This window comes from uncultured Shimia sp., from assembly GCF_947498095.1.
GTDB lineage: Bacteria > Pseudomonadota > Alphaproteobacteria > Rhodobacterales > Rhodobacteraceae > Shimia.
In genome coordinates this window covers 15,085-41,716 of the sequence record NZ_CANMJE010000018.1, presented here as the reverse complement: position 1 = coordinate 41,716, position 26,632 = coordinate 15,085, and the positions used below count along the sequence as shown (strand labels likewise).

22 protein-coding genes and 1 pseudogene are annotated in these 26,632 nt (G+C 52.5%); 9 read left to right on the top strand and 14 right to left on the bottom strand.

The features are described from left to right. Nucleotides 1-153 precede the first annotated feature (153 nt). From Q0932_RS19170 to Q0932_RS19150, 5 genes are all read right to left on the bottom strand, one after another. Nucleotides 154-1,413 carry a glycosyltransferase family 4 protein gene (locus Q0932_RS19170; protein WP_299356660.1) on the bottom strand — a complete coding sequence of 420 codons (1,260 nt, stop codon included), beginning with the start codon at nucleotides 1,411-1,413 and terminating at the stop codon, nucleotides 154-156. Next, the gene (locus tag Q0932_RS19165) at nucleotides 1,413-2,372 is read right to left on the bottom strand and encodes a glycosyltransferase family 2 protein (protein ID WP_299356658.1); all 960 of its coding nucleotides are present in this window, start codon (nucleotides 2,370-2,372) and stop codon (nucleotides 1,413-1,415) included. Before Q0932_RS19165 ends, Q0932_RS19170 begins: the two co-directional genes overlap by 1 nt. 120 nt (nucleotides 2,373-2,492) lie before the next feature. Continuing rightward, the gene (gene xrtD / locus Q0932_RS19160) at nucleotides 2,493-4,091 is read right to left on the bottom strand and encodes a VPLPA-CTERM-specific exosortase XrtD (protein WP_299356656.1); all 1,599 of its coding nucleotides are present in this window, start codon (nucleotides 4,089-4,091) and stop codon (nucleotides 2,493-2,495) included. Between the two features lie 211 nt (nucleotides 4,092-4,302). Beyond that, the gene (locus tag Q0932_RS19155) at nucleotides 4,303-5,703 is read right to left on the bottom strand and encodes a hypothetical protein (protein ID WP_299356654.1); all 1,401 of its coding nucleotides are present in this window, start codon (nucleotides 5,701-5,703) and stop codon (nucleotides 4,303-4,305) included. A gap of 16 nt (nucleotides 5,704-5,719) precedes the next feature. Then, complete coding sequence (locus Q0932_RS19150) at nucleotides 5,720-6,352, bottom strand: polysaccharide biosynthesis/export family protein (RefSeq protein WP_299356652.1); 633 nt, start codon at nucleotides 6,350-6,352, stop codon at nucleotides 5,720-5,722. A gap of 247 nt (nucleotides 6,353-6,599) precedes the next feature. Between Q0932_RS19150 and Q0932_RS19145 the strand changes: the two genes are divergently transcribed. From Q0932_RS19145 to galU, 4 genes and pseudogenes are all read left to right on the top strand, one after another. Continuing rightward, nucleotides 6,600-6,917 carry a sugar nucleotide-binding protein gene (locus Q0932_RS19145; RefSeq protein WP_299356650.1) on the top strand — a complete coding sequence of 106 codons (318 nt, stop codon included), beginning with the start codon at nucleotides 6,600-6,602 and terminating at the stop codon, nucleotides 6,915-6,917. A gap of 26 nt (nucleotides 6,918-6,943) precedes the next feature. Then, nucleotides 6,944-7,303, top strand: a pseudogene (locus Q0932_RS19140) (sugar nucleotide-binding protein). 1 nt (nucleotide 7,304) lies between these two features. Then, nucleotides 7,305-8,180: a glucose-1-phosphate thymidylyltransferase RfbA gene (gene rfbA / locus Q0932_RS19135; RefSeq protein WP_299356648.1), complete on the top strand. Its 876-nt coding sequence runs from the start codon at nucleotides 7,305-7,307 to the stop codon at nucleotides 8,178-8,180. A gap of 580 nt (nucleotides 8,181-8,760) precedes the next feature. Continuing rightward, the gene (gene galU, locus Q0932_RS19130) at nucleotides 8,761-9,660 is read left to right on the top strand and encodes a UTP--glucose-1-phosphate uridylyltransferase GalU (RefSeq protein WP_299356646.1); all 900 of its coding nucleotides are present in this window, start codon (nucleotides 8,761-8,763) and stop codon (nucleotides 9,658-9,660) included. Nucleotides 9,661-10,370: 710 nt separating this feature from the next. Here the strand turns inward: galU and Q0932_RS19125 are convergent. Both Q0932_RS19125 and Q0932_RS19120 read right to left on the bottom strand, forming a co-directional pair. Then, the gene (locus Q0932_RS19125; protein ID WP_299356644.1) at nucleotides 10,371-12,803 is read right to left on the bottom strand and encodes a tetratricopeptide repeat protein; all 2,433 of its coding nucleotides are present in this window, start codon (nucleotides 12,801-12,803) and stop codon (nucleotides 10,371-10,373) included. Between the two features lie 75 nt (nucleotides 12,804-12,878). After that, a complete protein-coding gene (locus tag Q0932_RS19120; RefSeq protein WP_299356642.1) occupies nucleotides 12,879-13,580 on the bottom strand; it encodes a sugar transferase in 702 nt (233 codons plus the stop codon). A gap of 610 nt (nucleotides 13,581-14,190) precedes the next feature. On the opposite strand from Q0932_RS19120, the gene Q0932_RS19115 reads away from it, so the two are divergent. Genes Q0932_RS19115 through Q0932_RS19100 form a run of 4 tightly spaced genes read left to right on the top strand, consistent with a single transcriptional unit; the run spans nucleotide 14,191 to nucleotide 18,366 of the window. Continuing rightward, entirely contained in the window at nucleotides 14,191-15,045 is an 855-nt protein-coding gene (locus tag Q0932_RS19115) for an AAA family ATPase (RefSeq protein ID WP_299356666.1), read from the top strand. After that, nucleotides 15,046-16,599, top strand: coding sequence for a lipopolysaccharide biosynthesis protein (locus tag Q0932_RS19110; RefSeq protein ID WP_299356640.1), 1,554 nt, complete (start codon nucleotides 15,046-15,048; stop codon nucleotides 16,597-16,599). It abuts the gene before it with no gap. A gap of 44 nt (nucleotides 16,600-16,643) precedes the next feature. Next, nucleotides 16,644-17,492: a CpsD/CapB family tyrosine-protein kinase gene (locus tag Q0932_RS19105; RefSeq protein ID WP_299356638.1), complete on the top strand. Its 849-nt coding sequence runs from the start codon at nucleotides 16,644-16,646 to the stop codon at nucleotides 17,490-17,492. Continuing rightward, on the top strand, nucleotides 17,473-18,366 hold the full coding sequence (locus tag Q0932_RS19100; protein ID WP_299356636.1) for a glycosyltransferase: 894 nt from the start codon (nucleotides 17,473-17,475) through the stop codon (nucleotides 18,364-18,366). The genes Q0932_RS19105 and Q0932_RS19100 overlap by 20 nt, the downstream gene beginning before the upstream one ends. A gap of 62 nt (nucleotides 18,367-18,428) precedes the next feature. Here the strand turns inward: Q0932_RS19100 and Q0932_RS19095 are convergent, their stop codons facing one another. The 3 genes from Q0932_RS19095 to Q0932_RS19085 all read right to left on the bottom strand — a co-directional run bounded on the left by Q0932_RS19095 (nucleotide 18,429) and on the right by Q0932_RS19085 (nucleotide 22,414). Beyond that, nucleotides 18,429-19,241 carry a VPLPA-CTERM sorting domain-containing protein gene (locus Q0932_RS19095; RefSeq protein ID WP_299356634.1) on the bottom strand — a complete coding sequence of 271 codons (813 nt, stop codon included), beginning with the start codon at nucleotides 19,239-19,241 and terminating at the stop codon, nucleotides 18,429-18,431. 245 nt (nucleotides 19,242-19,486) lie between these two features. Beyond that, nucleotides 19,487-21,664, bottom strand: coding sequence for an adenylate/guanylate cyclase domain-containing protein (locus tag Q0932_RS19090; protein ID WP_299356632.1), 2,178 nt, complete (start codon nucleotides 21,662-21,664; stop codon nucleotides 19,487-19,489). A gap of 54 nt (nucleotides 21,665-21,718) precedes the next feature. Further along, nucleotides 21,719-22,414, bottom strand: coding sequence for a FecR domain-containing protein (locus Q0932_RS19085; protein ID WP_299356664.1), 696 nt, complete (start codon nucleotides 22,412-22,414; stop codon nucleotides 21,719-21,721). Nucleotides 22,415-22,907: 493 nt separating this feature from the next. Here Q0932_RS19085 and Q0932_RS19080 point away from each other — a divergent pair, with 493 nt between their 5' ends. Further along, complete coding sequence (locus tag Q0932_RS19080; RefSeq protein WP_299356630.1) at nucleotides 22,908-23,591, top strand: DVUA0089 family protein; 684 nt, start codon at nucleotides 22,908-22,910, stop codon at nucleotides 23,589-23,591. 10 nt (nucleotides 23,592-23,601) lie between these two features. Here Q0932_RS19080 and Q0932_RS19075 read toward each other — a convergent pair whose 3' ends face one another. From Q0932_RS19075 to Q0932_RS19060, 4 genes are all read right to left on the bottom strand, one after another. Next, complete coding sequence (locus Q0932_RS19075; RefSeq protein WP_299356628.1) at nucleotides 23,602-25,212, bottom strand: hypothetical protein; 1,611 nt, start codon at nucleotides 25,210-25,212, stop codon at nucleotides 23,602-23,604. 108 nt (nucleotides 25,213-25,320) lie between these two features. Beyond that, complete coding sequence (locus tag Q0932_RS19070; RefSeq protein WP_299356626.1) at nucleotides 25,321-25,587, bottom strand: hypothetical protein; 267 nt, start codon at nucleotides 25,585-25,587, stop codon at nucleotides 25,321-25,323. Between the two features lie 36 nt (nucleotides 25,588-25,623). Further along, nucleotides 25,624-26,124, bottom strand: coding sequence for a glycosyltransferase (locus tag Q0932_RS19065; RefSeq protein WP_299356624.1), 501 nt, complete (start codon nucleotides 26,122-26,124; stop codon nucleotides 25,624-25,626). Then, nucleotides 26,121-26,606 carry a UDP-N-acetylglucosamine--LPS N-acetylglucosamine transferase gene (locus tag Q0932_RS19060; protein ID WP_299356622.1) on the bottom strand — a complete coding sequence of 162 codons (486 nt, stop codon included), beginning with the start codon at nucleotides 26,604-26,606 and terminating at the stop codon, nucleotides 26,121-26,123. The genes Q0932_RS19065 and Q0932_RS19060 overlap by 4 nt, the downstream gene beginning before the upstream one ends. Nucleotides 26,607-26,632: the final 26 nt, after the last annotated feature.

Here is a 26,632-nt window from a genome sequence, read left to right as displayed (position 1 = left end):
AGCAGCCAATGACGGGTAGATATTCAAAAGAAGCCCTAAAAAGGAAGACAAAAGAACAAGAACTTTATAATTGGAGATGTACAATCGCATTAGATCTCCTCTGAACTATCCGAACGTTCGGGAAGGTCGGTTCCGCTTATTGAATACACAAGCCTACTTATTAGAGAGCCTTTGATTGTAATGTGTTTGTACCGTTTCCTGATAAAGATCCAACATTCGCCGTGCTTTAGTTTCCCAAAGGGCATCTTTGATTATCCGCTGGCGGGCCCCCTTGCTGAGCTGATTCCGTAATACTAAATCATCGGCTAGATTGGCTATATGTTTGGAAAGTGACAAGGCCAATTCATTCGGTTCGGTCAAAGGGCTCTTCAAGCCGCAGCTCTCATCGACAATGAATCCAGGCCCTCCGTAGTCTACAGTTATTACAGGCATTCCCCAACGCATTGCCTCATATATAACTCCCCCCATAGACTCTCGAAATGAAGGAAATAGTAGAACATCATGGCTCTGATAATAGTCCTCTATTTCATGTCTCGGTTTGCGCCCTTCAAAGCTAATTCTGTCAAGGACTCCCTTTTCCGCTGCCAGCTCTCGCACAACATCAATTTCCGGCCCATCTCCAATCACAGTTAAAGTAATTTTGGGTCTATTTTTTATTTGGGCGAGAGCCAAGATAGCTTCGCGTAGTCCTTTAGTCCTAACGGCACGGCCCACAAACAGGAGCTTTAGTACTTGTGGGGTGCCAGCCCGCTTAACACTGGGAGCAAGGCATTCCACACCGATGCCGAGAAAGGGCTCAAACCGGCGGAATGACATTTCCCCCATAACTTTTTGCATATATGGGGCAACACCCAGAACCAAGTCTGCCTCTGCAAAACCTCGGCGTAGTGCAACATCATATCTGAAGCGGTATTGATCTAGCTGCCGGAGTTTGGTGAACCATGGATCCGTACTTTTGTGGTGTTTAAAGTTTTTGGGAGTCGGAATGGCACCTCCTACTGGGCCAATAACATAAGGTACACCCAGCCCTGATAGCCTAGAGGTGTAACGGGGTGCGCGAGGCAAAATTTGATGTATTAAATCAAACTGTTCACCTTCTGCGATCCGTGCCTTAATCCATTGGCGTGTTTGTCTATAAAACCATGGGATGGCAGGCTTAGCCATCGCATTGAGGCGCTCGAACCGCATAAGCCAGGCGGGCTCCCTCCATGTATGTACTTCCAATTCAGGGAATTGTTTTGATACGGGTTCTCGTTTTGGGTTCTGCAGGACCAGCAGAATTGGAGAAACCTCACCAGTGTCGACCATAGCGCGGATTAATTGGTAGGAGGTGCCAACTTCACCTACATCATTACGATCTAGGTTGTGTGCTATGATTACTGGGCGCAACTGGCCTGTAATCTGTCGGTACATCAAATACCCCCCCGCCAAACAACTGATAGGTCACATACAACTGCACGAAAATGCTTAGCGCGTTGTTTGGTATAGGTGCCATTATCAAACAGGCTGCGAATTGACCAAAACACTGCTCGAGAACAATTAAATAGTGCAACTATAACCCAAGCAACAGCAGCAGAATAAATGCTCTTCTTTCGGTGAAGGCGTACCTTCGATCCTGCGAGTAAGATATCACGCTTATGACTCAATTTTTTAGCTGAAACTGACCCGTAATGCGTGAAGGTTCCTATGGGTGAAAACATCAAAATCCAGCCGACGCGCCGCATGCGATCACACCAGTCTGTTTCCTCTCCAAAGAAGAAAAATCCTTCGTCAAATGGGCCAACTTGGTCTAGTATTTCACGACGGACCAGTAAGTAGCATCCAGAAATGACCTCCACTTCTCGCTCCGTGTCTCGTTGCCAGTCGGTCATGTGGTAGCGCCCAAAAAATTTTGGCCATTTCAGTTTCCACAATCCCGAAGCCATAAGAAACATGTTGAGTAAAGAAGGAAACTGCTGGCAGGTCATCTGTGTAGTGCCATCGGCATTAAGGGCTTTGATACCCAAAGCTCCTACTTGGAGATTTTTATCCATATAGGCAACCGAAGCGGACAACGCGTCCCCATGCACCAGTGTATCTGAGTTCAATAGGAGAATGTGCCGCCCCTTAGAAATCTCGAAACCTTGGTTATTCGCGGCAGCAAAGCCTTTGTTTTCTTGATTCCTAATTAGGACTACATTTGGAAATTCACGTTCAATGGTGTCAGCTGATCCATCTTCAGATGCATTATCAATCAGTATGACTTCCGCTTTGATTTTGGGAGCTTCGGAGTTTTGCAAACTTTCAAAAACACTACGTAGACAATCACAAGTCATATCGCGTGTGTTCCAGTTCACCACAATAATTGATAAGTCTATATTCTTCTGTCCCAAATTTCTGCCGCTTTGCGATTGTTTCGAATGAGGCTTGATATTTCCGAAAAGCGGTACGAGTATGACTTCTCTATGGAAAATGAGAGTGTTCCCCTCATCTATGTCGGTAGGTAGGCACCACTAGTCCGGCACAAATTCGGGCAGCCGCTTCAGACTCTTGGCCATAAACTCTTGCAGCCGCGTATCCGCGTCGGCTTCCGTTTCATCTCCAGCAATAGCCGTCACAAACCGCACCATTGCACCGTCTGAACGGCCCATGGTCAGGCTGTCATAGATCACGCTGGCCTTGGCTTTGAAGTCGTTGGTCATGCGCTTACCTCGCTGTTCGAACCAGTAATAGACGAGCTGCTTGCTGAGACCCTTCTGAACCACAGCGCGGTTGACATCGAACATGCCATACCCGGTGCTGCTCATATCGACCTTATAGGGGTCCAAGCTGAACACTTCCCAGCCACCAACCGGAAGACAGACCTCGGGAGAGTGGATGCCGTCCCCTTCGGTCTGTTTGTGGTAGAATGCCACGAACAGGTTCACCATCTCTCCAGTGTTACCGGAAAAATAATTGGCGTTGAGATAATCATCCGCCCCCAGGACCACTTCCACTTCTGGTGTCAGACGAGAGGTTGTCCCGGACCATTCAGAGATCTGGCGGGGGAACAGGGCAAAGGGCCGTCGGTCAACCAGAACAGCTTCGCGGTCGCTCTGTGTGGCCCAGGCGGTGGAAACCATCAGTGTGATCAGCGCGGCAATGGCAAGGGCAGGGGAGGGGCGGATAGCCAGGATGCGCACAAATATTGGCCCAAAGCCTTGGGTGTCCAGATCAATCGCCTCGGCAAGAGGTTTGGGATCCTTGGTCAGCCGTTGCAGTGTGATGGCCATGACAAACAGGATGGCAATGCAGATCAGGAAGACAACCCATCCTTCAAAGAAATGCATGAAGCCTTCGGCCTGTTCAATACCATACCGGTTGACGAGTATGCCAATTACACCGATCCGCACAGAGTTCATCAGGACTGTCAGTGGCGCCGCTGAAAGCAATAGAACCGCTTTATGCCACATCGGTCCGCGATAGAGGATCGCAAAGAGATAGGAAAAGCTGAGGATCGGGAAGAGATATCGCAGCCCCGAACAGGCCTCGGCCACCTGAAGCTTGTAGACCCCGAGATCGATCACATTCCCCTCAAGGAAAACAGAGACACCGGCAAGGCTGACAAACCAGACACCCAAGGTCGAAGAGACCCATTGCAAGAAGATGGTCAGTTTCCAATAGAGGAACTGCGGCAGGGGCAGCATGAAGATCAGATGGAAGACGGGCAGTTGATGCCTGATCCCGCGTTTCCAGCCGAACACCGTCAACACTACGCCACTGATCCAGAGGATCATGGCGTAGGTCACAATGTCCGGAATACGCGTCAGATTTCCAAAAATCGCCAATATCAGAGCCGCAATGACAACCAGAACGCCGGGCCAGCGATCTTTCACATCCGGATCTGTCGGGGGCGACTGGCGCAGCTCGCGCAGAAACAGATACAGAGAGATGATCGGAATGAGAGGGCCGTGGCTATATTCTGGTGTTGTCCATGCATCTATCAGAGACACTAGCCCGATCCAGAATATGTGGATCGAACCGGCCACAAGGAGCAGAAACCAGAAAAGCCCCACCAGGTTGACCCTGACTGGTGAAATTCCAGAAACAGAAGCATTGTTCAAATTGGACATGTATCAACCCGAATTTTCAAACTCGTACACAATGGTAGTTTGCCAAATCGCCCCGATGCAAATAACAAGCACGAGATGGACCTTGCTGTAACTAGACTATTTTTAATAGATTTTGTCACAAAGGCCTACACATAGTGCAGAAACAGGTTGTTTCTTTTTCACCCCGTATTTGTTCCTGATTTGACTGCAACTGTTCCCAAAATTCACTACATCACCTAAGCGTTTCAAAGTCCCTCTCAAGCGTTAGAAATACTCCGTTGGACTTGGATGATGCACCACTGTCGGGATCAAAATACTTGTATTGATATCCGACCACCATGTTCCAGTCCTGGGTCAGGTCATGGATATAAGACGCATATAAACTGCCGCGTGACCGTCCGGCACCGGACGTTCCGATCCCCACCAGATTGATATCGGCCAAATAGAGATCAAAAGAGATCGCCGAGACATTCGTAACATCCACTCGATACCCCATGCTAAAGCGGTTTGTTTCGGTGGCTTGGTTCAGCTCGTCATCAATCGAAGCGGTGCGCGACAAAGATACATCGAAAGCACTGCGGGCGGTTTCCGTGCTATAGGCAAGCAACCCAATCGGCCGCGCGTCAAAATCTTCACCCGCCGCGGCCCCAAGGCTGAACTCAAACCGTCCGGATGGGCGCTCATAAACTCTGCCAAATTCGAGGGTTGTCTCGCGCCCGCGGCTGGTCAGTGTTGTATCCAGCGAGGCGGTAGCAACCCCATCTGGCATCAGGCGGCGATAGAAAATCTCGCCGACCGGGCCGTTGAGATTATTCTCAACACCAGGCAGGGCATCGAACGTTTCCACGACCTTGGAATGGCCCAGATCAACGCTCAGTCTATCGGTGGCCGAAATATCGTAGTCCAGACCAAAGGTCAGTCGCCGCGTATCAGTGTTAGTGCTACTCGCATTCTCGGCGCGGTAGTATTTTTCCGATACGTCAATTCGCCCGCGCGCCACATTGGAGAGCCTGAAATTGACACCAAGTCCCGCATAGTGCGTTTCGTTTGAATACAGCAACGGGTCTGTCACATCGCTATAGCTGTTTCTCCGGCTATTGATATCGATCACAAACCCCAGAGGAGATTGCAAACCGGTTTCCAGAAAAATGCCGCCATAGAATTCTTCACGAGTGCCACCGCCCCTGTAGAAATCCTGAGAGCCGATGTCGTCTTGCTGCAGCGGGTCCTGAAAGGCGAGGTCCGGTTTGTAGTAATTGGCAAAGACCGAGAGACGGCTGTTGGCCGCGTTTCTCATGTAAAAGAGATCAACCTTGGGATCGCGAAATCCTGAATCAGTGCCAATAATCGGATCATCCACGATACGCCCGACACCTTCGGCAAAGAAACTGAAAGAATCTGTTCCGTTTTCCGTCGTCACGCCAAACGAGAGGGCCGTATCGGAATAATAGGTTGCACCGGCGGAAGACGGATCCAGCCGGATATTGTCGTCGATGCCAAACTGTTGCCTAATCCCGAAGGTGAAAACCTGATCGCCGGCCTCCTGCGCCAAAACGGGAAGAGAGGCGGCGTCTATTCCAAAAACCGCAGCCCAGATAAGTATCCTAGGCCGCTTGCGATTGCTTCGGGTCATTTTTCTTTCTCTTGTGCTACTCGAACAACTTGCGCTGAGGTATCTTCACAACATCGCCCGGCGCCAGCTGCGTTCCGCCGCCGATCCCGGAATCCCCGCCTGCAGGGACACGATAGTTGAAACGATAGGTGGTTATTTTACCTGTTTGTGAATGGGTACGGTGCAGTTCAATCCGTTTGTCTGCTGCAAACGTGCCCAGCCCACCGGCTTCGGCGATGAACTGCAATAACGTGGTGCCGCGTTTGACTTCCTTGCGCCCGGGGGCTGCAAACTCACCAACCGCATAGACATCCATCGTGCCCCGCCCTGTGCTCGCACTGGGTTGGGCCGCTGCCAGAGAGGCGACGGACACATAGACATTCGGGGCGGCCGCAAAATTGGAGGCAAGCGCTGTACTCAGGCTCTGACGCAGCTGATCTACGGACTTGCCTTGCGCCTGAACGGTGCCCGCCATGGGGAAACTGATACTGCCATCTGGAAGAACCAGCGTACTCCTGTTGAGGCTGGAATCTTCCAGAACCTCAACCTGAAGTGTGTCGCCCGAGCGGATCACATAATTGTTCTGAGCCGTGGCAGATACCACACTCATGATCAGAAAGACCGCCATGACAGTGGCAGTTAGAAAGATTTTATTCAAACGCAGCAGCATCGTTGACCTTCTTAAGATAATTCCATGGTTACATTACCCTGATTTTGCCCCACCTTTGTATTGTAATGAAAGAAAAAAGGACAAGTGCGGCAGATTTATCGTCAACGGGACCTATCTCCTCAAATATCTACCTGAAATGCGGAACACTCCAGTGGAACTTTTACTGTACCACATCTTTTTTGTTGACCCTTTTCATATGCTTCCCTCCAGTGTAATAGCTTTTAATTATTAGGCACTTGAGAAAGCCATGTCTTTGTTAGAGGTTCTTCCAACCCGCTTGCCCGAGTTTTTATGCCCCTCCCCACAACGCTTTGGCGGCAACCGGGATTTTTTCAGCGAACGCTGGAATCGTCAACGTATGGCGCAGGCCTGTTCTGAACGCGATCTGCCTTTTGTGCATATCTCGACCGATTATGTATTCGACGGACAAGAAACCAGACCGTGGAAAATCACTGGTAAAACATACCCATTAGGCGCCTATGGGCGGCCCAAGCTGGCTGGTGAACAGGGTATTCGTGCGGCGGGAGGCCGGACCGCCATTTTGCTAACCAGTTGGGTTCTCTAGGCCATGGCACAAACTTCGTGAAAACAATGCTGCACCTCTCTGAAACACGGGCTTTGCTTACCATCGTAGCCGATCAGATCGGTGGTCCGAGGGCAGCCGCAGATATCGCTTCAGCCTGTCTGTCGATGGCCGAACAGGGGGGAGGCATCTATCAGTTCACCGGCACACCCAAAGTCAGCTGAGCGGATTTTGCACGTGAAGTATTTGCACAGGCCAACCGAGATATCCGTGTTGTCGACATACCCGTTGCGAATTACCCAACGCCGGCAGCACGGCCCGGGAACTCACGTATGGATTGGTCCGATTTACAAACTGATTTTGACATAGTACGGCCAGATTGGGGCATTAGCCTCGCCGCTGTTCTGAAAGAGTTGAAGGTGATTTGAGATGACTGCGCGCAAAGGCATTATTCTGGCTGGTGGATCTGGAACGCGGCTCTACCCAATCACGATCGGCATTTCCAAACAACTTCTGCCAATTTATGACAAGCCGATGATCTACTATTCGATCTCGGTTCTGATGCTTGCGGATATTCGCGAGGTAGCCATCATCACAACACCTCAGGATCAGGAGCAATTCAAGCGCACGCTTGGGGATGGCAGCCAATGGGGCATGTCTTTTACCTATATTGTCCAGCCCAGTCCGGATGGCCTGGCACAGGCCTTCATTCTGGCCGAAGATTTTCTGGCAGGAGCCCCTTCGGCACTGGTACTGGGGGACAACATCTTCTTTGGCCATGCCTTGCCAGACCTGCTGTCCCGCGCCAACGCCAAAGAGACCGGCGGAACCGTGTTTGGCTATCGCGTCGCCGATCCGGAACGCTATGGCGTGGTGGATTTTGACGCTGAGGGTCAAGCCATCTCGATTGTTGAAAAACCCGAGATTCCACCCTCAAACTTCGCGGTAACAGGACTCTATTTTCTCGATGGTGACGCCCCGGCACGGGCAAAACAGGTGACCCCGTCCGCACGCGGAGAGCTGGAAATCACGACCTTGCTCGAAATGTATCTGCACGACGGACTCTTGTCGGTTGAGCGCATGGGGCGTGGCTATGCCTGGCTTGACACAGGCACTCACGGAAGCCTTCTGGATGCGGGTAATTTTGTACGCACCCTGGAACAACGGCAGGGTCTGCAATCAGGTAGCCCCGACGAGATTGCGTTTGGGCAGGGGTGGGTCAGCCGTGAAGATCTGCTGGCGCGCGCCCAGCTGTTTCATAAAAACGACTATGGACGATATTTGAAAGGCCTCGCGCGGGAGTAAGGTGCGAGGCGTCAGTTGTCTGACACATGAAAAAGCCTTTTCATTGCATTCAGGCCTATCAGGGCAATACCCAGGAATTCCAGAATAGAACTTAGCTGCTTTGGATCCATCCCACTCCCAATCAGGATCCCAACGCAGTGAACCCCGGCGGCGCGGATCAGGATGAATACCGCCAGACACCCAGCCCGACCAAGGCCAGTCCGTTATATTTCAGGCTTGTTCGCATCCACCAAATCAGGAAATGAGAACAGTCAAACTGACTAATATCAGTAAAACAACAAAAACCAGCTGTATCTCTCATCGTTACTCATACCATCCCTGCAATTGGGCCAGGCATTTTCCTGTGGCTGTTAAAGCGGAATACAGATCCATTTACTTATTCACTGCCAGCAGGTGAAACAGGCTGCCAAAACATAGACCAAAACGGTGATCCCGCTGGAAAAATCCGAATCACCTATTGAAGGCATCCAGCATTCTGAAATACGCAGTTAATTCTCAACTTTGCCCTAAAAAAACCGCGAAGATTGCTTAGGTGGAAAGGATACCGAGGGTATTCGCAACACACTGAGAGTTCCATTTGATGCAGATCATCCGCAAAGCTGTATTTCCCGTTGCCGGCCTGGGCACCCGCTTCCTTCCGGCGACCAAGGCCATGCCGAAGGAACTCTTGCCAATTATCGACAAGCCTGTGATTCAGTTTGCCGTCGAAGAGGCGGTTGATGCCGGCATCACGGATCTGGTTTTTGTCACTGGCCGCACCAAGCGGGCCATTGAAGATCACTTTGATGGTAATCCAGAGCTTGAGTCCGTATTGGCTTCACGTGGTAAAGACGTATTGCTTGAAGAAATCCGCAGTATCATTCCATCAGGTGTGAACTGTATTTTTGTCCGCCAAGCCGAAGCTTTGGGACTGGGGCACGCGATCTTATGCGCAGAGCCCGTTGTGGGGCACGAACCTTTTGCCGTGTTGCTGCCTGACGACCTGATGGCAGGCTCCCCGTTGCCGACAAAGGCTCTTGTTCAGCATTTTGAAGAAACCGGGAAAAGCAGTATCTCTGTCACGCCCGTCGAACATAACATGCTGGATCAATACGGGGTGATTTCACCCATTTCCAACCTGCATACTGGCACCGTGCAGATTTCCGGCATTGTCGAGAAACCGGAGCCTGACAAAGCACCTTCGAACCTAGCAGCCATTGGGCGGTATGTTTTCCATTCGGAAATCTTCGATAAATTGCGCGTTCAGACGGCCGGGGTCGGTGGGGAAATCCAGCTGACCGACTCGATCAACGCTCTTGCGAAAGCCGGTAAGGTTGATGCTCTGGAATTTTCAGGCCACCGCTATGATTGCGGTTCAAAGTTTGGGTTCCTTGAGGCCATTGTTGATCATGCCCTGGAACATCCGGAATTTGGGCAAGACTTTGCATCTTTACTGCAGGCAAGGGCAAACCTTCTATCAAAGACGCGAAATATTGCCTGATACCGCCTGCACGGTGCGTACAGATATCACATTGTTTTCCAACAAGAGTCGGCCTACAGGGTAGCCCGCTCTCCAGGATGCATACACGACCGGTAACACTTGTTATGTTAAGTTTTTATTTTTTTCTCTGCAAACTTAAATCGCAGCGACGGAGCTCTCTTGTTGCATTCAGTCCCCAACATAAGGGTTACCCAACACAGGATTCCGGTTACTTTTGGATGAAGTAATGGGGAGAGCAACCAAACCGAGTTCCAACTCTATTGCATTTTCCGGTGACGTTTCCCCCATCTGGACACTCTCCTCCCAACACCCCTTAGCACAAACCCTAGGCAGCCCCGACTATATCCGCGACAAAGTCAGCCAGCTCTCTGTGCCGCCCAACGCTTGGCTGTATCAATTCAATCATTCCGCCTAGCAGGACAGCACCCGGCAATACAACTATCAACGCGCGCGGGAACAAAACCGCACAAGGTAAGGATAAAGCTCCAAAAGCAACAAGGTGATGGAGCTTGTCAGATCCCGGTGCACCCGGCGGCAAGGTGACCGGGATAAGGGCAAAGACGGAAATGACAATCGCAAGAACAACCGTCACAAAGAGTACCAGCCTGTGGCGGGGCGCACGGTGCTGCGGATGAGTGAGCCACTGCCATGCCCGATCAAACAGCAAATGCGCCTTCATTCCGCCCCGCTCATCAGAAGCCAGTCGGTTTTTAATTCTGTTCACCTGAAAGCCGGGCAATTTCTGCCTCGACCTTATCCATGAAATCGGGGCGACGTGCCCCGCCCTCTACCAGTTCCACTACTTTGCGGTACTGTTCCAACGCTTCTGCACTGAGACCGCGTGCGGCATAGTTCTCTGCCAGATGGAATTGAACAACGGGATCCAAGGTCAAAGCCTTTGCGGCAGGCTCCAGATATTCCAATGCTTCATCATGGTTTCCCAGCCTGTGGGCAATCCAGCCATAGGTATCTTGGAAGGCCGGCACCTCTGTCCCCCTCAAGCGCCGCGCAATATCATAGGCGCGCTGGAGGCTGGCATTATCGGTCCGATAAGTGGACACAAGGCTGGCAAGGTTGTTGGCAATAATGACGTTATTGCTATTTGCAGCATAAAGCTCTTCGTAGATGGTAATCGCACCATCGATATCGCCTTTTTGTTCGGCTTCACTGGCAAGGGCCCATTTGATTCTGGCACTGTCAGGCAGAGCCGTAAGTGCCAGGTTCAGAGTCTGGGACGCTGCATCAACATCCCCCTGGCTTCGGTGCAGCCTGTAAAGGGCTAACCAGATTTGCTCACTTTTCGGAAACTCTTCCGCCAGCTTCTGCAGAATAACCATTGCTTCCTTGCGCTGCCCATCCACAACCAGCACTCCTGCCCGCAAGTATCTGAGAGCCGGGGCATTTTGATCCTCTGCGGAAAGTTCATCTATATAGGCAAGGGCACCATCCACGTCATCTTGAATCAGCCGCAACCGAACAATTGAAGCTGCCGCCTGCAATCCCGAAGATTCTTCCGCCATTGATGTGAGAAACTGATCCAGTTCCTGCGCCTGGTTTTGACCCGCCAGCTTTCGTGCGGTCAGTTCATTTGCCATAGCATCCGCCTGACTTATGCCAAGGCGAGACAGTGTATCAATCACATGCTGTGCCCGAGCCCAGTCATCCATCTGGATGTAGAGCCCTCCAAGGGCAAACAACAGCGTGGGGTTGGCGCTTTGCAACCGCAAGGCACTCTTCAGAATGTCTTCTGCAGGCAGTAATTTTTCTTCAGAAATCAGGAACCTAGCATAGCGCAGCGATTCTTCCGGCGCACTCCCCGACGCCTCAACCGCCAGCGACAGCATTTCCCCCATGAGATCACGATTGCCGGTGCGTTCATGCGCATTGGCCATCAGAGTCATGACCTCTGCATCGCGGGGGGCCTGATCCAACGCAACACGCAATTCAACCAGGGCGTCGCCAGGTCGATCATCCTCAATCAGCCAGCCAGCCTTGATCTTGATGGCATCTACCTGGCTTGGATCGTGTTCCAGAACTTCCTCGATCTGTGCACGCGCGCCGACGGAATTTCCATTCCTGACAAGCATCTTTGCATAGGCCACTTTGATACGGTCCGCTTCTTCCGAAGCCTCCAGTCCTTTCAGAACATCTTCCATCTCTAGAAGGGCGGCATCCTTGTTGCCGGCCTCAAAATCCAGCCCCGCTCGAATGGATCGGAGCAAAGGTTCAAACTCTGTACTTTCGTTCAGCATCTGATCGATTTCGGCAATGGCTGTATCCCGATCACGCACCCGCGCCAAAAAGGCGACAAGCTCGAGCTTGGACGTTGCGTCTTCTTGATCATCACGTTCGGCTCGTTCCCTCAGATAGGCCTCTGCCTCATCCAGACGCTCTTCGGCAACAAGGCGACCCACGAGTGTCTGGTGCGCCCCCGCATCCGGGAACTTCTGTTCCATATCCTTCAACTGAACTACAATGTCATCATTCCGGCCAAGTTGCTCCAGAACTCCAAGACGCAACATGTAAAGATTGAGGCTATCGCTGAACTTTAAACCTTCTTCGATTGCCGCAAGGGCCCCCACCCAGTCTTGACGGCGCAAAAGGTCATCAATCACAACCTGACGTGCCGCCGGCAGATCTGCATTTTCCTGCAGCAAGATCTCGGAAACTTTCACTACTAGGTTCGCAGCCTCTAGGTTCTGACTGCGCATGGCGTCGTGGTAATCAACTCCGGCGCGCACCGACATGATCAGAGGATCCTGAGGGGTGATTTTCTCGGCAGCTGCGACATGTCGCTTTGCCTCTTCCCAGTTATTCAGATGCGCCGACATCCGCACCAAGGCCCGAAGCCCGTCCATGTTTTCAGGATATTGCTCAATCAGTCGGAGATACTGGCCATAGGCCTGTTGTAGGTTACCTCTGTCTTCCTGAACTTGCGCATAAGCAAGGCGCGCTTCTTTATGGTTCCCGTTCAGCTTGAAAACATTCTTGAACTCGATCAGAGCTCGGTCCATATCCCCTTCTTCAAGCAAAGCCATGGCTTTTTCGAAATGCTTTTGCGCCCGCTCCTCAGCAGATTCACAACCCGCCAGCGCAACCGAAAAGGTTAACGCCAGCGCCAGAGTCATCATTTTTTTTAACATAAGAGTGCCACTAAGATTGGGTAAATAAAAGCGTATCTGAACGCATCTAACAGCTTAGCGAGATGCGTCCGGCATTCAATACCCTGTGCCGCGCAACACAACCCCGATCGTCCTGGCAAGCAACGACAGGTCCATCCCCAAAGATACATCACAGTAGTATTTGTTATCGAAAGTGGCGCGATCCGCAAAGCTGGTGTCGTTGCGATCGGACACCTGCCAGAGGCCGGTGATCCCTGGGCGAAGTTCGTAATACAGCTCGCCGGGATACAGATCTTTCTGGTCCACCATCATGGGGCGCGGCCCAACCAGAGACATATCCCCTTTAAAGACATTCCAAAGCTGGGGAAGCTCATCAAGAGAGGTCTTGCGCAGAATATGCCCGACCTTTGTCACTCTTGGATCGTGGCAAAGTTTTTGCTTGAGTTCCCATTCACGACGGGCTTTGGGGTTTACCCGCAGATAACTCGCCAGCGCCTCATCCGCATCATCGATCATGGTGCGAAGCTTCAGTATACTGAAATGCCTGCCTCCACGGCCCACGCGTTGCTGCCAGTAAAATGGCGAACTGCCATTAACAGCCACAAGAAAAGCAAAAACACCAATCAATGGTAAAACGATTGGCAAAGATAAAATAATTAGGATGCAATCAAGCAGACGTTTGCCCACTCCAACATAAAACCCACGCCAAACCGGGCGCGTCAAACCCTCAACACTTCTCACAATAGCTTCCGTTGCCGCAGGTTTGGAAGTCGTGGGGGTATTAAACTGAATAGTCATATAAAAATTCCATTTACCATATTGTACCAGCAGTCTTCAGAAGAGGACCGCAAACACCTGATGTGAGTGTGAAATTCCCCCCCCACGGGGTCGGTCACATTCACGCCATATTCGCGCCTTAATTGTAACAGATCCAGAACACGTATGTTCAAGTAAAACTTTTAAAAAATGCGACTACCGTCAGATTTTTTAGAATATCATCTCGCAGACCCCCGGCCGTAGTGCACTGAAATTTAATTAAAAAAAAGCAATACTTACGCTCAAAATTAGCTACAGTAACCCTGCGATAAAGAGTTTCCAAAATTAGCACAATGCTTCCTGAGAGCTGCATTTAGGAAGTATTAGCAACAAGCCGCAAGTCAGGATGTGAAAAAGGGCAAAACGCGCCGTGCAGAATATTCCTTTGATTCGCCTAAAAAAAGCTGAGTTTCTTAATTATAACCGCTATCAAACAAATGAGCAGTCAAAACCTAAATGAAAAAAGGCCATTTAACCCGCCGCAAGAAGATTCTATCACCTGCATCAGTTCGCGGCCGTTGCAGCGCTGCGCGAGTCTGGATTTGTTTGTTGTTTGATTTTAGCAGGGTTGGAAAGTTGTCCCGTGAATAACATGCCCTCTAATCAGCTCTATGCCTCTTTCTTTGGCCTGAAAGAACGCCCGTTTTCTCTGCTGCCCGATCCGGATTTTCTTTTTTGGTCTCCGCAACATAACCGAGCCTTTCTGGTTCTGGAGTATGGCATCATGTCCAAAGCTCCGATCACGCTGATTACCGGTGAGATCGGAGCCGGAAAAACCACCTTGGTTCAGAAACTTCTGTCCAAGATTCGGGATGACACAACCATCGGGCTGATTTCCAATGCCCAAGGCGGGCGCGGTGAACTTATTCAGTGGGTTCTGAATTCACTGAATGTCGAAGTGGATCCCGGTGCCAGCTATGTCCAGATGTTTCAGGTGCTGCAGGATTTCCTGCTCAAGGAATATGCCTTGGGGCGCATGGTCGTGCTTATTTTTGACGAGGCCCAAAACCTGTCCCTGGAAGGGCTGGAAGAGTTGCGCATGCTCACCAATATCAATGCCAACAAAGATGTCCTGATCCAGCTTATTCTCGTCGGGCAGCCCGAGTTGCGCGACATGGTCCAAAACCCGAACATGAAGCAGCTGGCACAACGGATCGCTGCAAACTTTCATCTCTCCCCGATGTCTTCCGAAATTACACAGGACTACATCTCGCACAGATTGAAGACCGCCGGCGGGACGGGGCAGGAGTTTACCTTCCAGGCCTGTAGACGCATCTTCGAAGAAACCGGGGGGATTCCAAGGCTGGTCAATCAACTTTGTGACTTTGCCATGCTCTACGCCTGGAGCGCGAATGAATTGATTGTCACTGAAAAAGTGATCCACTCCATCATCGAAGATGGGGTCTATATGGGGCAAACTTCCGCGACAGAGAAGGACACGGTCTAAATGAGCAACGTGAGTTACTATTTTTCCATTTTCCGGCGACGGCTTCCCTATTTTCTGCTCATTGCGACGGCGATTTCGGCAATTTCCATAACGGTGGCCTATACGCTGCCGCCGGCCTATGAAAGCCGCATGATCCTGCTGGTCGAGTCACCGCAGATTCCGACAGAACTGGCCCCGACAACCGTTAAGACACCGGCCTTTGAACAGCTCCAAGTTGTTCAACACCGCCTGCTGACCCGGGCCAATATGCTTGAAATTGCGCGCAAACATGATGTTTTTCCAGATTTGAATAAAATGGGTCCGGATGAGATCGTGAACGCCATGCGTGCCAGAACATCCATTTCCACATCCAATCAGCGGCGCAAGGACGCGCCTGTGATGACCATCACATTTGAAGCCCCGCAAGCCCGCACCGCCGCACGGGTTCTGAATGAATACCTGACTCTGATCCAGAAACAGGATACAGAGTTACGCAAAGGGCGGGCGGGCGAGACGCTAGCCTTCTTCTCGCAGGAGGTGGAGCGCCTGAGCAATGAGCTTGACCTGCAAAGTGTGCGTATTCTGGAGTTCAAACAAGCCAATACCGGGGCCTTACCCGACAGCCTCCAACACCGTCTGAGCCAACAAGCCAATTTTCAGGACCGTCTGATTCAAACCGACCGAGACATTGCCGATTTGCGCAATCAGCGCATTCGGTTGCTGCAACTTTTCGAACTGACCGGCAATATCAACACCCCTCAGGACAGGCCGCTTTCGCCGAATGAGCGCCAGCTAGCATCCCTCAACCAGCAGCTCGAAGAAGCCCTGTCGGTTTACTCGACAGAGAACCCTCGTGTAAAAATGCTGGAAGCGCGTATTGAACAGCTGGAAAACAAGATTGCCGCAGCGTCTCCGGCCACCCAAGCACCACAAACCCCCGAAGGTGAAAAGGAACTGCCTCCAATGCTGGTTCTCCAGTTGGGTGAAATCGACAGCCGCGTCCAGACATTACAGGCTCAGAAGATCGGCATTCAGGCCGAGATTGACAAGCTCAAACAAAGCATGAGCAAAACACCTGCGGTTTCGATCAAGCTGGAAGAAATGAACCGCAAGTATGAAACCTTGCAGAACCAGTACGAGATGGCCGAGCAACGCCTGTCCGTTGCCCAAACCGGTGACCGCATCGAGACACGCTCCCGCGGCCAGAGGATTGCCGTGATCGAGCAGCCGGCAATTCCAAGCTCTCCGACGAAACCAAACCGGACGCTTATTGCAGGCGGCGGCTCTGCCTTTGCCATTATCGCCGGTCTGGTCTTCATCTTCATCCTGGAACTTTTGAACACAACGGCCCGACGTCCGGAAGACATCATTAACAAACTTGGCGTCACCCCCCTCACCACAATTCCCTATATCCAGTCCCGCTCACAACAGTTCCGCAGGCGCGGGATGAAGCTGTTGGTCATTCTTGTCATCCTGATTGGCATCCCCGCCGTCGTCTTTGCGATACACACATATTACCTGCCGCTGGACCTGCTGGCGGAAAGAGCCATGAACAAATTCGGGATACGGTGGTGATGGACCGGATATACACAGACATACGCGACGTGGAGGAGCTCTGAATGGAACGGCTACAAGCGGCAATGGAAAAAGCGCGTGCGCAGCGCGACCAAACCTCTCCCACTTCAGCAGCCCCTGCGGCCCCGGCTGAGCATCCGCCTGAATCCAAACAGGCGACCTCCACCACACCGCCCAAGGAGGAATGGCAGCTGCCGCCGGCGCTTTCAGTTGACCGGAAACTTCTTCATCGCAACCGTGTCACAACAGTCGAAGGTGGCCTCGACAGTGCGCCTTTTGATCTCTTGCGTACACGTGTGCTGCAACAAGCCCGCCAAAATGAGTGGAAACGCATTGCCATCGTCTCACCACATGCTGGCTGCGGAAAATCCACAGCGACAGCAAACCTTGCCTTTGGCCTCTCCCGACAAAGTAACCTTTACAGTCTGATCTTTGATTTCGACCTGCGCCGCGCCGGTCTCACCAAGATTATGGGACAGCGCCTCAATGACAGCATGGCTGCCGTCCTCGAACGGAAAATCGGCTTTCAAAGCCATGCCCGCCGCCTTGGGACAAATCTCGCCTTTGGTCTCAACGGCGGCCCAAAGGCAAAAAACCCGTCGGAAATTCTCCAGAACTCCATGACCACTGAGGTGTTGGATGAAATCAGCGCGCAATATGAACCTGATATCATGCTGTTTGACATGCCTCCCCTCATGGCAAGCGATGACAACTTTGGTTTCCTGCAGAATGTCGACTGTGCCCTGATCATGGTCGCGGCAGAACAGACCAGCATGTCGCAGATCGACGTGGCCGAACGCCATGTGGCCGAACTTACCAATGTCATGGGGATCGTGCTCAATAAATGCCGGTATTCTTCCGGAGCGCATGGTCATGAGTATGACTATTACTGATCCCGCACCGGATATCGCCGTCATTATTCCACATTACAATGATGTCGACCGGCTGGAACGCTGTCTGACCGCATTGATGCAGAATGATGTTGGTGCCGCAGAAATCCTGGTGATAGACAACAACTCCCCTACCCCGCCAGACCGGCTGCATGGCATGTTTCCGTCGGTCCGCTTTCTGTCGGAGGCCAAAAAAGGTGCCGGCCCGGCCCGCAATCTTGGGGTCGCTGAAAGCACTGCCCCCATCCTCGTCTTTATCGACGCCGATTGCGTGCCGTCCCATGGCTGGCTCAGCATGGCGCGGCAGGTTGCCCCCAAAGCGGATCTGATCGGCGGCAGGGTCGATGTGTTTGATGAGACCCCCCCACCCCGTAGCGGTGCCGAAGCCTTTGAAAAGGTCTTTGCGTTTGATTTCAAAAACTACATCGAGGTTCAGGGGTTTTCCGGGGCCGGAAATCTGGTCACGTCACGTGCAGTCTTTGAAGATGTGGGGCTTTTCAAGACAGCCGTTTCAGAGGATCGTGATTGGAGTCTGCGCGCCACCTCTAGAGGATACCGTTTGATCTATGAAGACAATTTGCGGATCAGCCATCCCAGCCGCTCCGACTGGGTTGCATTGCGCCTCAAGTGGAAACGCCTCACACAGGAAACTTTTGCGTTGCTACAATCCTCTCGCCCGGGCTTGAGCGGGCGAGTATGGTGGGCTCTCAGAGCACTTGCCATGCCAGCAAGTGCGCTGGCCCATTTGCCTAAACTTTTGTTCAGCACCAAACTGGACAGCTTTGGAGAGCGCCTGCGCGGCGCAGGTATCCTGATCCGTCTGCGTTTCTTGCGCATGGGTTGGATGCTGAAGCAAGCGGTTGGCACCTCTATCTGAACCCACAAGAGAATAGGGCCGCTCGAAAGCGGCCCTGTGTGCAGTCTTTCTAAAAACTTAGGTCAGGACGTCTTGCGACGACGGCGGCCTACAAAACCCAGCCCACCAAGGGCGCCAACCAGCAAGAAGCCAGCGGCAGGGACTGGAATGGGGGCGATCCCAACTTTGATGCCATCAATACTCAGGCCATCATTCGTCAGGAATGCTTCTCCGTTTTCAGCAAGGAAACTCACAATATTAATGAAGCCCTCAGTAACATATTCGTCAAACTGAATGACGACTGTCTGTACATTCCCATTCGCTTGGGGAGGCGTCATAAACGCTTTATCTAGGTTGAGAATGTCTTCGGGCGTAGGATCGTCCCCCAAAGCGGTTTGAGAAGCGGTAACGGCAACATATGCGCCTTGGTCGCTCGCATCCGACAGGGTGAATACGACCGTATTGAAATACGAATCATCTTCGAGTGATACATTCCAGCCAATGCCATGTGTGTCATTAGTATCTAGGAACTGGCCTTCTTGTCCGTTGTTCGGGTTACGCGTACTTTCACGCCCGAATACATACCCATCACGAATACACAAAGCAGCAGCCCCAGCACCTTGGCACGATGCAGGTGCACCGGTGACTGTACCCCCTGAACCAATGCCCCCGAGGCTCTGGAAAACTCCTACATCAAATGTGTCGGTCGCATCGATTGATGGATCACCAGCGAAGTTGTCAAAGTTTTGACCTTCAAGCTTTGTGAAGCCGGGAACACCCGGATAATTTCCGGGATCATACGTTTCGATCGAAATACTTGCAGCATGAGCCGAAGTCGCCGCCACAAAGGCGGCGGCAATCGCGCTCACTTTAAATTTGTTAATTTTGATTGGCATAACTTACCTCCAGAGAAAGACTGTCCTTATATTCCACATATTATTGCCACAAAGTCACCACATTTCCAAAAAATATAGCTGTCACCGCCCGCAAAATCATTTTTTCGCCCTCAACTGTTTCTGCGTTGGCTACAATTGTTCCAAAATTGCGCAACTTTGTTTCCCGAAAACCCTAATTGTCTATCAACATTCTCAGGAAGCCATAAATAGGACTGGCCGATTCGCTCACAAATTCAGAGCATAATTCAGGCCGTCCTCACAAAATCCTCACTCCGCCCAATCAGATTTTCGTAAAATCTCTGCAGATTTGGCTCGAGTTTTCTGGCTTCCTCCGCACACCGCTCAAGCAGCACCTGCCATTCGGACGAATCCACAGCCCCCGCCAAAGCTCTGACAAGCGCTTCGTGGCTCTCGGCCAATGCCCTGAAATCCGAGCTCTGCGCAACCTTCTGATCTCCCACCGCCACAAAAAGCGAAGCGCGTTCGGCTTTCCCTTTCAACTGGACCCTCCCCGCAAACAGGAATGCAAACCGGGCCTCTGTCATCTCCTTCACGCCTTCGGACACAACGATGTCATATCCCACCCTGCGACAGATGGCTTCGTTGCGTGCCGCTGTATTCACCACATCGCCGACAGCCGTGTAATTGAAACGGTGCTTGGAGCCGATATTACCGACACTCGCCTGCCCCGAGGCAAGCCCCATGGCAAATTGGATGGGCGTCTTGCTTTCGAGTCGGCGGGTCTGATTCATCTTGCCAAGGGCCCTGCGAATCCCAAGAGCCGCCGCAACCGCGTGTTCTTCGTGGCTTTCAATTTCGACAGGCGCATTCCAGAACGCCATGATTGAGTCCCCGATGAATTTGTCGATGGTGCCTCTTTCTTTGAAGATCTCGTCCCCCATACGGGAAAAGACATCATTCAGCAGGGCAATCAGCTTGGCAGAAGATATTTCTTCACTCACCGAGGTAAAACCGATCATATCGGCAAACAGGACAGTGATCTCGCGCGTACTACCTCCTAGCTCCAGATCTTTGCCACTGGTTTCAAGTTCCGTCAGCATTTCTTCAGCCACATAATGGCTGAACCAGTTTCGGATATGGCGCCTGTCCCGTTCGGTGATCGCAAATTGATACCCTGCCAGCACGCCAAAATTCAGCATACCGGCGATCATGGGAAAGGTTGCATCAAATAGAACCTCGTAGCGGGTATACAGAACCCAACTGGCCGCCAGAACAAAGGTGACGACAAACCCACCCGAAATGAACGACCGTATCGGACCCGAAATACTCATCACGGACAAGAGGATCAGACAAAGGGCCGCGTATGAAATGATCTCGGTCGCGGCAGTGATGTCCGACCTTTTGAGTGTTTTCCCCAAAAGGATCTGCTCAATCACCTGAGCGTGGATAGAAACACCGGGAACAGTTTCCCCGAGAGCGGTTTGGCGGGCATCCAGCAAGCCGGCTGCAGAGGCCCCCACCAAAATCAGGTTACCCTCAATCTGAGATGCAAGTTGTTCATGATCCGCCGACTGCAAAACATCCACGGCCGAAATATAAAGTGCCTTATTGTCCTTTCGAAAGTTCAGCCACAGTTCCCCGTTTTCCGTGGTTGGAACCGTAAACCCTCCCATCTCGAATGAGATCATCACGCCCGCCTCATCCTGAGAACCTTCCACAAAGATGTTGGGTTCCTGAAGCGCAACGCGGAGCAGTTCCAGACTGAGAGAGGGCATAACCCCTGTCGGCCCTCTCCAGAACAAAGGCACGGATCTTATGGTTCCAAGACCCTCCAGCGGTGAAACATTTATCCCGGCAATGCCCTCAGCATACTCTTCCAGAGGGGGGGCTAGAGGTGTCCAGGCAACTGCGTATGGAATGCGCCCCGTCACCTGTTCGCCAAACTCGATGATCCCCGCCTTGGGTCTTACCTGCTCGCCGACCTCTTCAATGCTCGCAGCAACACCCAACACAACCGGTAGCCGGAAGATCGCCTCGGCAAACTGCACATCACTGTCAAACTTTCCGATGTCTCCCGTCGCCGACAAAAGCTGGCCAATCAGCGGGTCTTCGGTAAGCCTGACAGGCGAGTAACGGTCAGGTTCGGCAAACAGGACATCAAAGGCAATCGCCGCAGCGCCCAGCTCTTCAAGACGAGTCACCAGATCCGCGAGCAAAGTGCGCGGCCAAGGCCATTGCCCTAGCGCCCCAAGCGAAGCCTCGTCAATTTGAACAACTTTGACTGGCAGATCAGGGTCAAACTCTCTGGGCTTCAACCTTTGAAGCGTGTCAAAATAGATCATCCGCGTCGCCGATACCGGATAAGGGTCGGACACGCGCACCAGTATGCCAAAGGCAATAAAGACCAGCCCAATAAGGCGAAACGACCACTTGCGTTTCTGACTTCTGGTCAGAGACGACATACGTCTACCGTATCGCACTCACGAGAACGCGCTCAAGTGGCACACCTTCCGTTCTCATGGCTTGGAAGGGGCGGGCTGGCTGGGCCTGTCCGGTTTGTCGGGGACATCAGGTTCGGGGGCATCAGGTTCGGGGGCATCAGGTTCGGGCTCGTCAGAGGCGCCGCTACCAGGGTCATAAGGGGTTGTATCGTCCACCACAGCTTTCGTTTTTTTGACTGCGACAGCTACATACTTTCCACAAGACGCTGTATCTGCTTGAAAACCCTCTCGCAAATCAGACTGATTCAAGAGGAAGGGAAACCCGGCCTGTACCGCTCTGGTCGCATCTTGGCCCGGTTCGACAATGCCGACTTGTCCACGGGAGTCTGTTGACATATAGCTGCAGTCTCCGGAAAAACTTTTGCACGTCCGGGCCTGCCCGCACATTCGCACAGCGCCACTCAGGATTATCACCGATGTCTGTTTGTGATCCGCCACCCAGAAATCGAATGTAGTGCCCCTGATCCCCATCGTCGCAGTAGGGGTTGTGATTTTATATGCCTTTTTCCGGCTTTTTCCAGAAATGAACCGAAAGCTTCCGCCAAGCGCCTTAACCGCAAAGTTGTCTGCCTTTTCCCTGTTCCTCAACATCGTGACTTCAAGAACCATCGAGGCATTCGGGCCTATCACTATTTTTGTCTCATCAACAAAAACCAGCTGAACCATACCCGTTCCATTTGTCTTGATAAGGTCTCCACTCTGTACTTCCATCCCGGACCGCAAAGACACACTCTCGCCGCCTGAGACAAGCTGGGCTTTGGTAGCAACTTTGACGACAGTTCCAATGGGAGTGGAGGCTTCGAGGCGAGCCGAAGTCGCAAAGAGCATCAGCAGACAGCAGGCGAGGCTTCGTATCGTCATTGTATTCTCCTGAAACAGGGGCAAAATTGGCTCAGACTCCCCAAAATCAACTGGAGCCCGGTAAGATATTCAAAAATCTTAGAAACTCGCGACACCAAAAGTTTCGCACAATCTTGTCAAAAATCAAGCTTGGGCAAACGCGACCACAATTTTCGCAAAGTACTTCTCCTGCATATTTTAATTAATATTCAATATTATAGAGCGTTATTAGGTCAGTTTCTAGAAACTGAAAACCGAGCCCTCCAACTGCCCGCATTAGCCCAGAATACGTTCAAGCATTGTGTCAGTTTGGCTTTTAGAAAGTTTCGCGTATACTCAACTCAAAGTATTCTGGGGAAGCCATTTGACGAAGCGAATTCACATCTTGTTGGCGTCGGCTGTCTATTTGGTCGCGAGCAGCATGGTTGTTCAGGCGGCCAGTTTTTCATTTTCCGGCGAACTCAGCCAGGATGATACCGTGGAATACATCTATTTCACTGTCGGTGAAAACCTGATCACGACCAGCGACACATCAACAAGTGTTGTGATCAGAACCTATTCTTACGGTGGGGGCATCCAGCCCGACGGCACCGTGGTTCCGGCCGGTGGGTTTGACCCCATCCTTACACTCTACGACGCGGCAGAAAACTTTATCGGTGAAACCGATGATGACACTACCGGTCTGGCTCAGGCTGATCCGAGTACCAGGGCCACCTACGACGCCGGTGACACATTTGATCTGGCACCGGGAACCTACACAGCCGCCGTTTCCCAGTGGAGCAACTACGCCTATCTGGCTTCAACACTGTCTGATGAATTTGTTGAAACCGGCGATGGTTTCTTTACCGGTGAATTCGGATGCAGCAATGGTCAGTTCTGCGACTGGACCGGTGCCAATCGCTCCAGTTTGTGGGCTTTTGGCATCGAGAATGTCGAAAGCGCCTGGATAATAGCCCCTGTCCCACTGCCGGCATCTGCATTGCTTCTGCTAGGCGGTGGCCTGTTCCTGCTTCCGCTCGGCTGGATCAGAGTCTCAAAACACGCTTGAACAGGGAATATCACTCCCCTGCCCCGAACGGCTGTTCTTTCACTACAAAGCGACCCTTTTCGCCCCGCTCCAACAGATAGCTGACCGCTCCAAGACCGCCTGACCCATCCTGCAAACTCCGACGGCCTTCCGAATTGTATTCTCCTTCGTCGCCGCGCCGATAGCGTGTCCAGCCCGAGATCAGGCCTTCGTCATCATAGTGATAGACATCCTTCCAGCGAGTATCCGGAAACACGCGTGGGTCGACATAGACACCTTTCTGCGCCTGCCGGTCGATCCTTTTCACCTTCGGCGGGCCATCTGCATCAAACGCATAGTCCCGTGTCTCATGCTGTGGCAGCAGAACCGAAATAAATGCCGGTGCGCTGTCATGAATACCGTTATTAGCAAATACCCCGATATCAATCCGGCTGGACATAATATCCGGGGACCCAGGCGCTGGCTGTGGCGCCTGCCAGTCCATATCTATTTGCGCATAGCGCCCATCCTCGGACAAGGGCGTGATCTGGATGCGGTCATGGTCCCCGCGCAACACGACCCACTCAAAGCTCAAGTCACGCCCATTGGGATCCTTGGTATCAGCAGCGGTCACAACCATGCTGCGGCGGCCTTCACGGGATCTCCAGACGCGGGCGATCGCCGACGGGGTATCAAACAGACGTTCCCCCAGCCCCTTGCCGAAATAGTCGATCCCCTCGGTCGCGCGGCTTTCTTCCAGAACTTTCAGCCGCACCATCGGCGGCACCTCGCCCGGTTGGATAGCATTGGCCAGCCCCACCATCCGCGCCAGAGCAATATCCCGATCTCGGAAAACTGTTGGGTGAGCCGCACCACTCAGATAAGCCGCGCGGGTGCGCACCCCGACACGGGCACGGCGATAAACCATCTGCACTGTCGAAGCGACCAGACCGTTTTCACGCAGGAACGCCTTGGTGTCAGGCCTGAACGCCGCCAGGATCATGGCCAGCGCCTCCAGATGCGGCCGGTCAGATCCGGAGGACCCTTGAGAGATCAGCATATAGGGGGTGTTTGCCGGTAGAAGGTCGCCGCTTTCAGGATCATGATCGGCGTTTTCGGGATAAACGTGAATCTGGCCGGTCACATAGTTCTGGAAAAGACGCTCGGCCCCTCCCCCTGTTGTCAGCGCCAGCCGTGGTAATGATCGCCACAACGGGTTGCCCTTCACAGCTGTGGACGAATTGCCGATCAGCGGTGCATCAAAAAACATTGTCTGGCCAAGACCATAATCCAGCCCCTGTTTCTGAAACACCTCTCCGTAGGTCACATGGGTCAGCTGTGGAAAGGCCTTGGGCGACAGGCGGGAATGATTGCGATCCCGGTTTTCATACAGATCCCCAACATTGCCCGCCGCCTGCCCGCTCACCACAAGGCGACGCAAAAACTGGTGGGCGGGGTCTTTCAGATGTGCGCCCAATACGGAGACCGGCGCATTGGGAAAAGCAATCCGCGCCAACCGGCGTTTCCCAGAGAGTTCCTGCGTGTTCCGGGGGGTCAGTACAACGACCCGACCGTTGGCGGAGATCGGAGCCGGTATCGCTGCCTCCTCTGCGGCAAGCGGTCCCGCCGATGCAGATATTCCCAAACCTGTCAGGACCGACATCAGCCCACACCGAAGCCTCTGAAAGGACCGGGTTTCTTGGAGCAGACGTTTCAAGCCTTGGTGACCCTAGTCATGGGCAGCCCCCGGGAGGCAAAGGCGTTACGTGTATCAACCACCGGAATATCCAGCCCGCCCGGCCTCGGTCACCTCTGCCAAAGCGTCGGGCGTAGTAACCGCATCGATATAGCTCTCGACCTTGTCCAGCGCGGTGATTTTGCTGTCATCAAGATCAAACCCCAGCACCGTAAAGCCTCGCGACGCCGCCGTCACCTCCAAAGGCAGGCCAACATAGCTCAGCCCGACCACGCCAACCGTGGCTGTCTGGTTGTTCAAAGCTGCCAGCAGCCTGTCTGGCGGTAGATTCTCTTGATCCATGCAGCCAATCCCTCGGACAAAGTCAAAGCAGACGCGTCAGTGTTTATGTATGAGCTCATGCAACGCATTGGTCAGGCTCTCGTCGGCAAAACGTGATATGCGTTCTTCCTGCATCTCAACCCCGTCTGCCAACAACTTTACGAGCGTATCTGACAGTTCCTTCTCATTCTCAACTGCAAACACACCTTCCCGTTCTCTGAACCGTTTGACAGTTCCATGTTGGTGGTCGTTGCGGTGCTCGTTCAGATGCGCCCGACGCGCCATGATGACAAGAGGTTTTCCAAGGTTCAGTGCTGTGATTATTGTCCCCATACCTGCGTGACTAACGATCACATCAGCCTGTTGCATCTTCGTATTGAACTGATCAGGCGCGATCTGCGCCTGCCACTCGAAATGCGTGGGCCTAAAACTTTCTGGTCCCATTTTGCCAATTTGTCCAAACACCTCGCGGCCGCGACCGGTCTGCGCACACCAGCCATCCAGTGCTCTGGCCAAACGGTCAAAAGGAAGCTGCGTTCCGACTGCGAGAAAAATCAAACCACCGCTCCGTGAAATTCAGGGCCTTCCGGCAAGGCCAGATGTTCCCATTGCGTGAGCCATAAATCGGCATGTTTCCCGGCCATCTGGCCAGACAGAGACAGTTCATCAGCATTGGCAATACTGTCGACCCAGACCGTTCTGCACTTAATGAGGCGACCCAGGCGAAGCGCAAAGTATCCCGGTGCTGCCCCGGTCGTAATGACCACATCAGGCCGCTGGCGCAGCATAACAAAGGCAATCTGCAGCAAAGACAACAAAAGGCGGAATTTCCGACTGCGATTTGCATCAGCAACCGAATGGAAATCAGCCTGTTTCACTCCTGCAGCTGCAGCAACATCCTTTGCCATATTCCGCAGATCAGGGTTCGTTGTTACATACGTAACCCTGCAATCCCGCCAGGCTGGTGACAACCGGGTCAGTTGAATCCAGTGCCCACCAGCAGAGGCAACCGCCATCACATGCGGGGTGCTTTTCCCCATAATACTCTCCCCACCATCACTCAATC

Coding starts and splice junctions, on each gene's coding strand:
- Q0932_RS19170 (WP_299356660.1), bottom strand. CDS start 1,413: ATGTACCGACAGATTACAGGCCAGTTGCGCCCAGTAATCATAGCACAC.
- xrtD (WP_299356656.1), bottom strand. CDS start 4,091: ATGTCCAATTTGAACAATGCTTCTGTTTCTGGAATTTCACCAGTCAGG.
- Q0932_RS19155 (WP_299356654.1), bottom strand. CDS start 5,703: ATGACCCGAAGCAATCGCAAGCGGCCTAGGATACTTATCTGGGCTGCG.
- Q0932_RS19150 (WP_299356652.1), bottom strand. CDS start 6,352: ATGCTGCTGCGTTTGAATAAAATCTTTCTAACTGCCACTGTCATGGCG.
- Q0932_RS19145 (WP_299356650.1), top strand. CDS start 6,600: ATGTCTTTGTTAGAGGTTCTTCCAACCCGCTTGCCCGAGTTTTTATGC.
- rfbA (WP_299356648.1), top strand. CDS start 7,305: ATGACTGCGCGCAAAGGCATTATTCTGGCTGGTGGATCTGGAACGCGG.
- galU (WP_299356646.1), top strand. CDS start 8,761: ATGCAGATCATCCGCAAAGCTGTATTTCCCGTTGCCGGCCTGGGCACC.
- Q0932_RS19125 (WP_299356644.1), bottom strand. CDS start 12,803: ATGTTAAAAAAAATGATGACTCTGGCGCTGGCGTTAACCTTTTCGGTT.
- Q0932_RS19120 (WP_299356642.1), bottom strand. CDS start 13,580: ATGACTATTCAGTTTAATACCCCCACGACTTCCAAACCTGCGGCAACG.
- Q0932_RS19115 (WP_299356666.1), top strand. CDS start 14,191: ATGCCCTCTAATCAGCTCTATGCCTCTTTCTTTGGCCTGAAAGAACGC.
- Q0932_RS19110 (WP_299356640.1), top strand. CDS start 15,046: ATGAGCAACGTGAGTTACTATTTTTCCATTTTCCGGCGACGGCTTCCC.
- Q0932_RS19105 (WP_299356638.1), top strand. CDS start 16,644: ATGGAACGGCTACAAGCGGCAATGGAAAAAGCGCGTGCGCAGCGCGAC.
- Q0932_RS19100 (WP_299356636.1), top strand. CDS start 17,473: ATGAGTATGACTATTACTGATCCCGCACCGGATATCGCCGTCATTATT.
- Q0932_RS19095 (WP_299356634.1), bottom strand. CDS start 19,241: ATGCCAATCAAAATTAACAAATTTAAAGTGAGCGCGATTGCCGCCGCC.
- Q0932_RS19090 (WP_299356632.1), bottom strand. CDS start 21,664: ATGTCGTCTCTGACCAGAAGTCAGAAACGCAAGTGGTCGTTTCGCCTT.
- Q0932_RS19085 (WP_299356664.1), bottom strand. CDS start 22,414: ATGGAAGTACAGAGTGGAGACCTTATCAAGACAAATGGAACGGGTATG.
- Q0932_RS19075 (WP_299356628.1), bottom strand. CDS start 25,212: ATGTCGGTCCTGACAGGTTTGGGAATATCTGCATCGGCGGGACCGCTT.
- Q0932_RS19070 (WP_299356626.1), bottom strand. CDS start 25,587: ATGGATCAAGAGAATCTACCGCCAGACAGGCTGCTGGCAGCTTTGAAC.
- Q0932_RS19060 (WP_299356622.1), bottom strand. CDS start 26,606: ATGGGGAAAAGCACCCCGCATGTGATGGCGGTTGCCTCTGCTGGTGGG.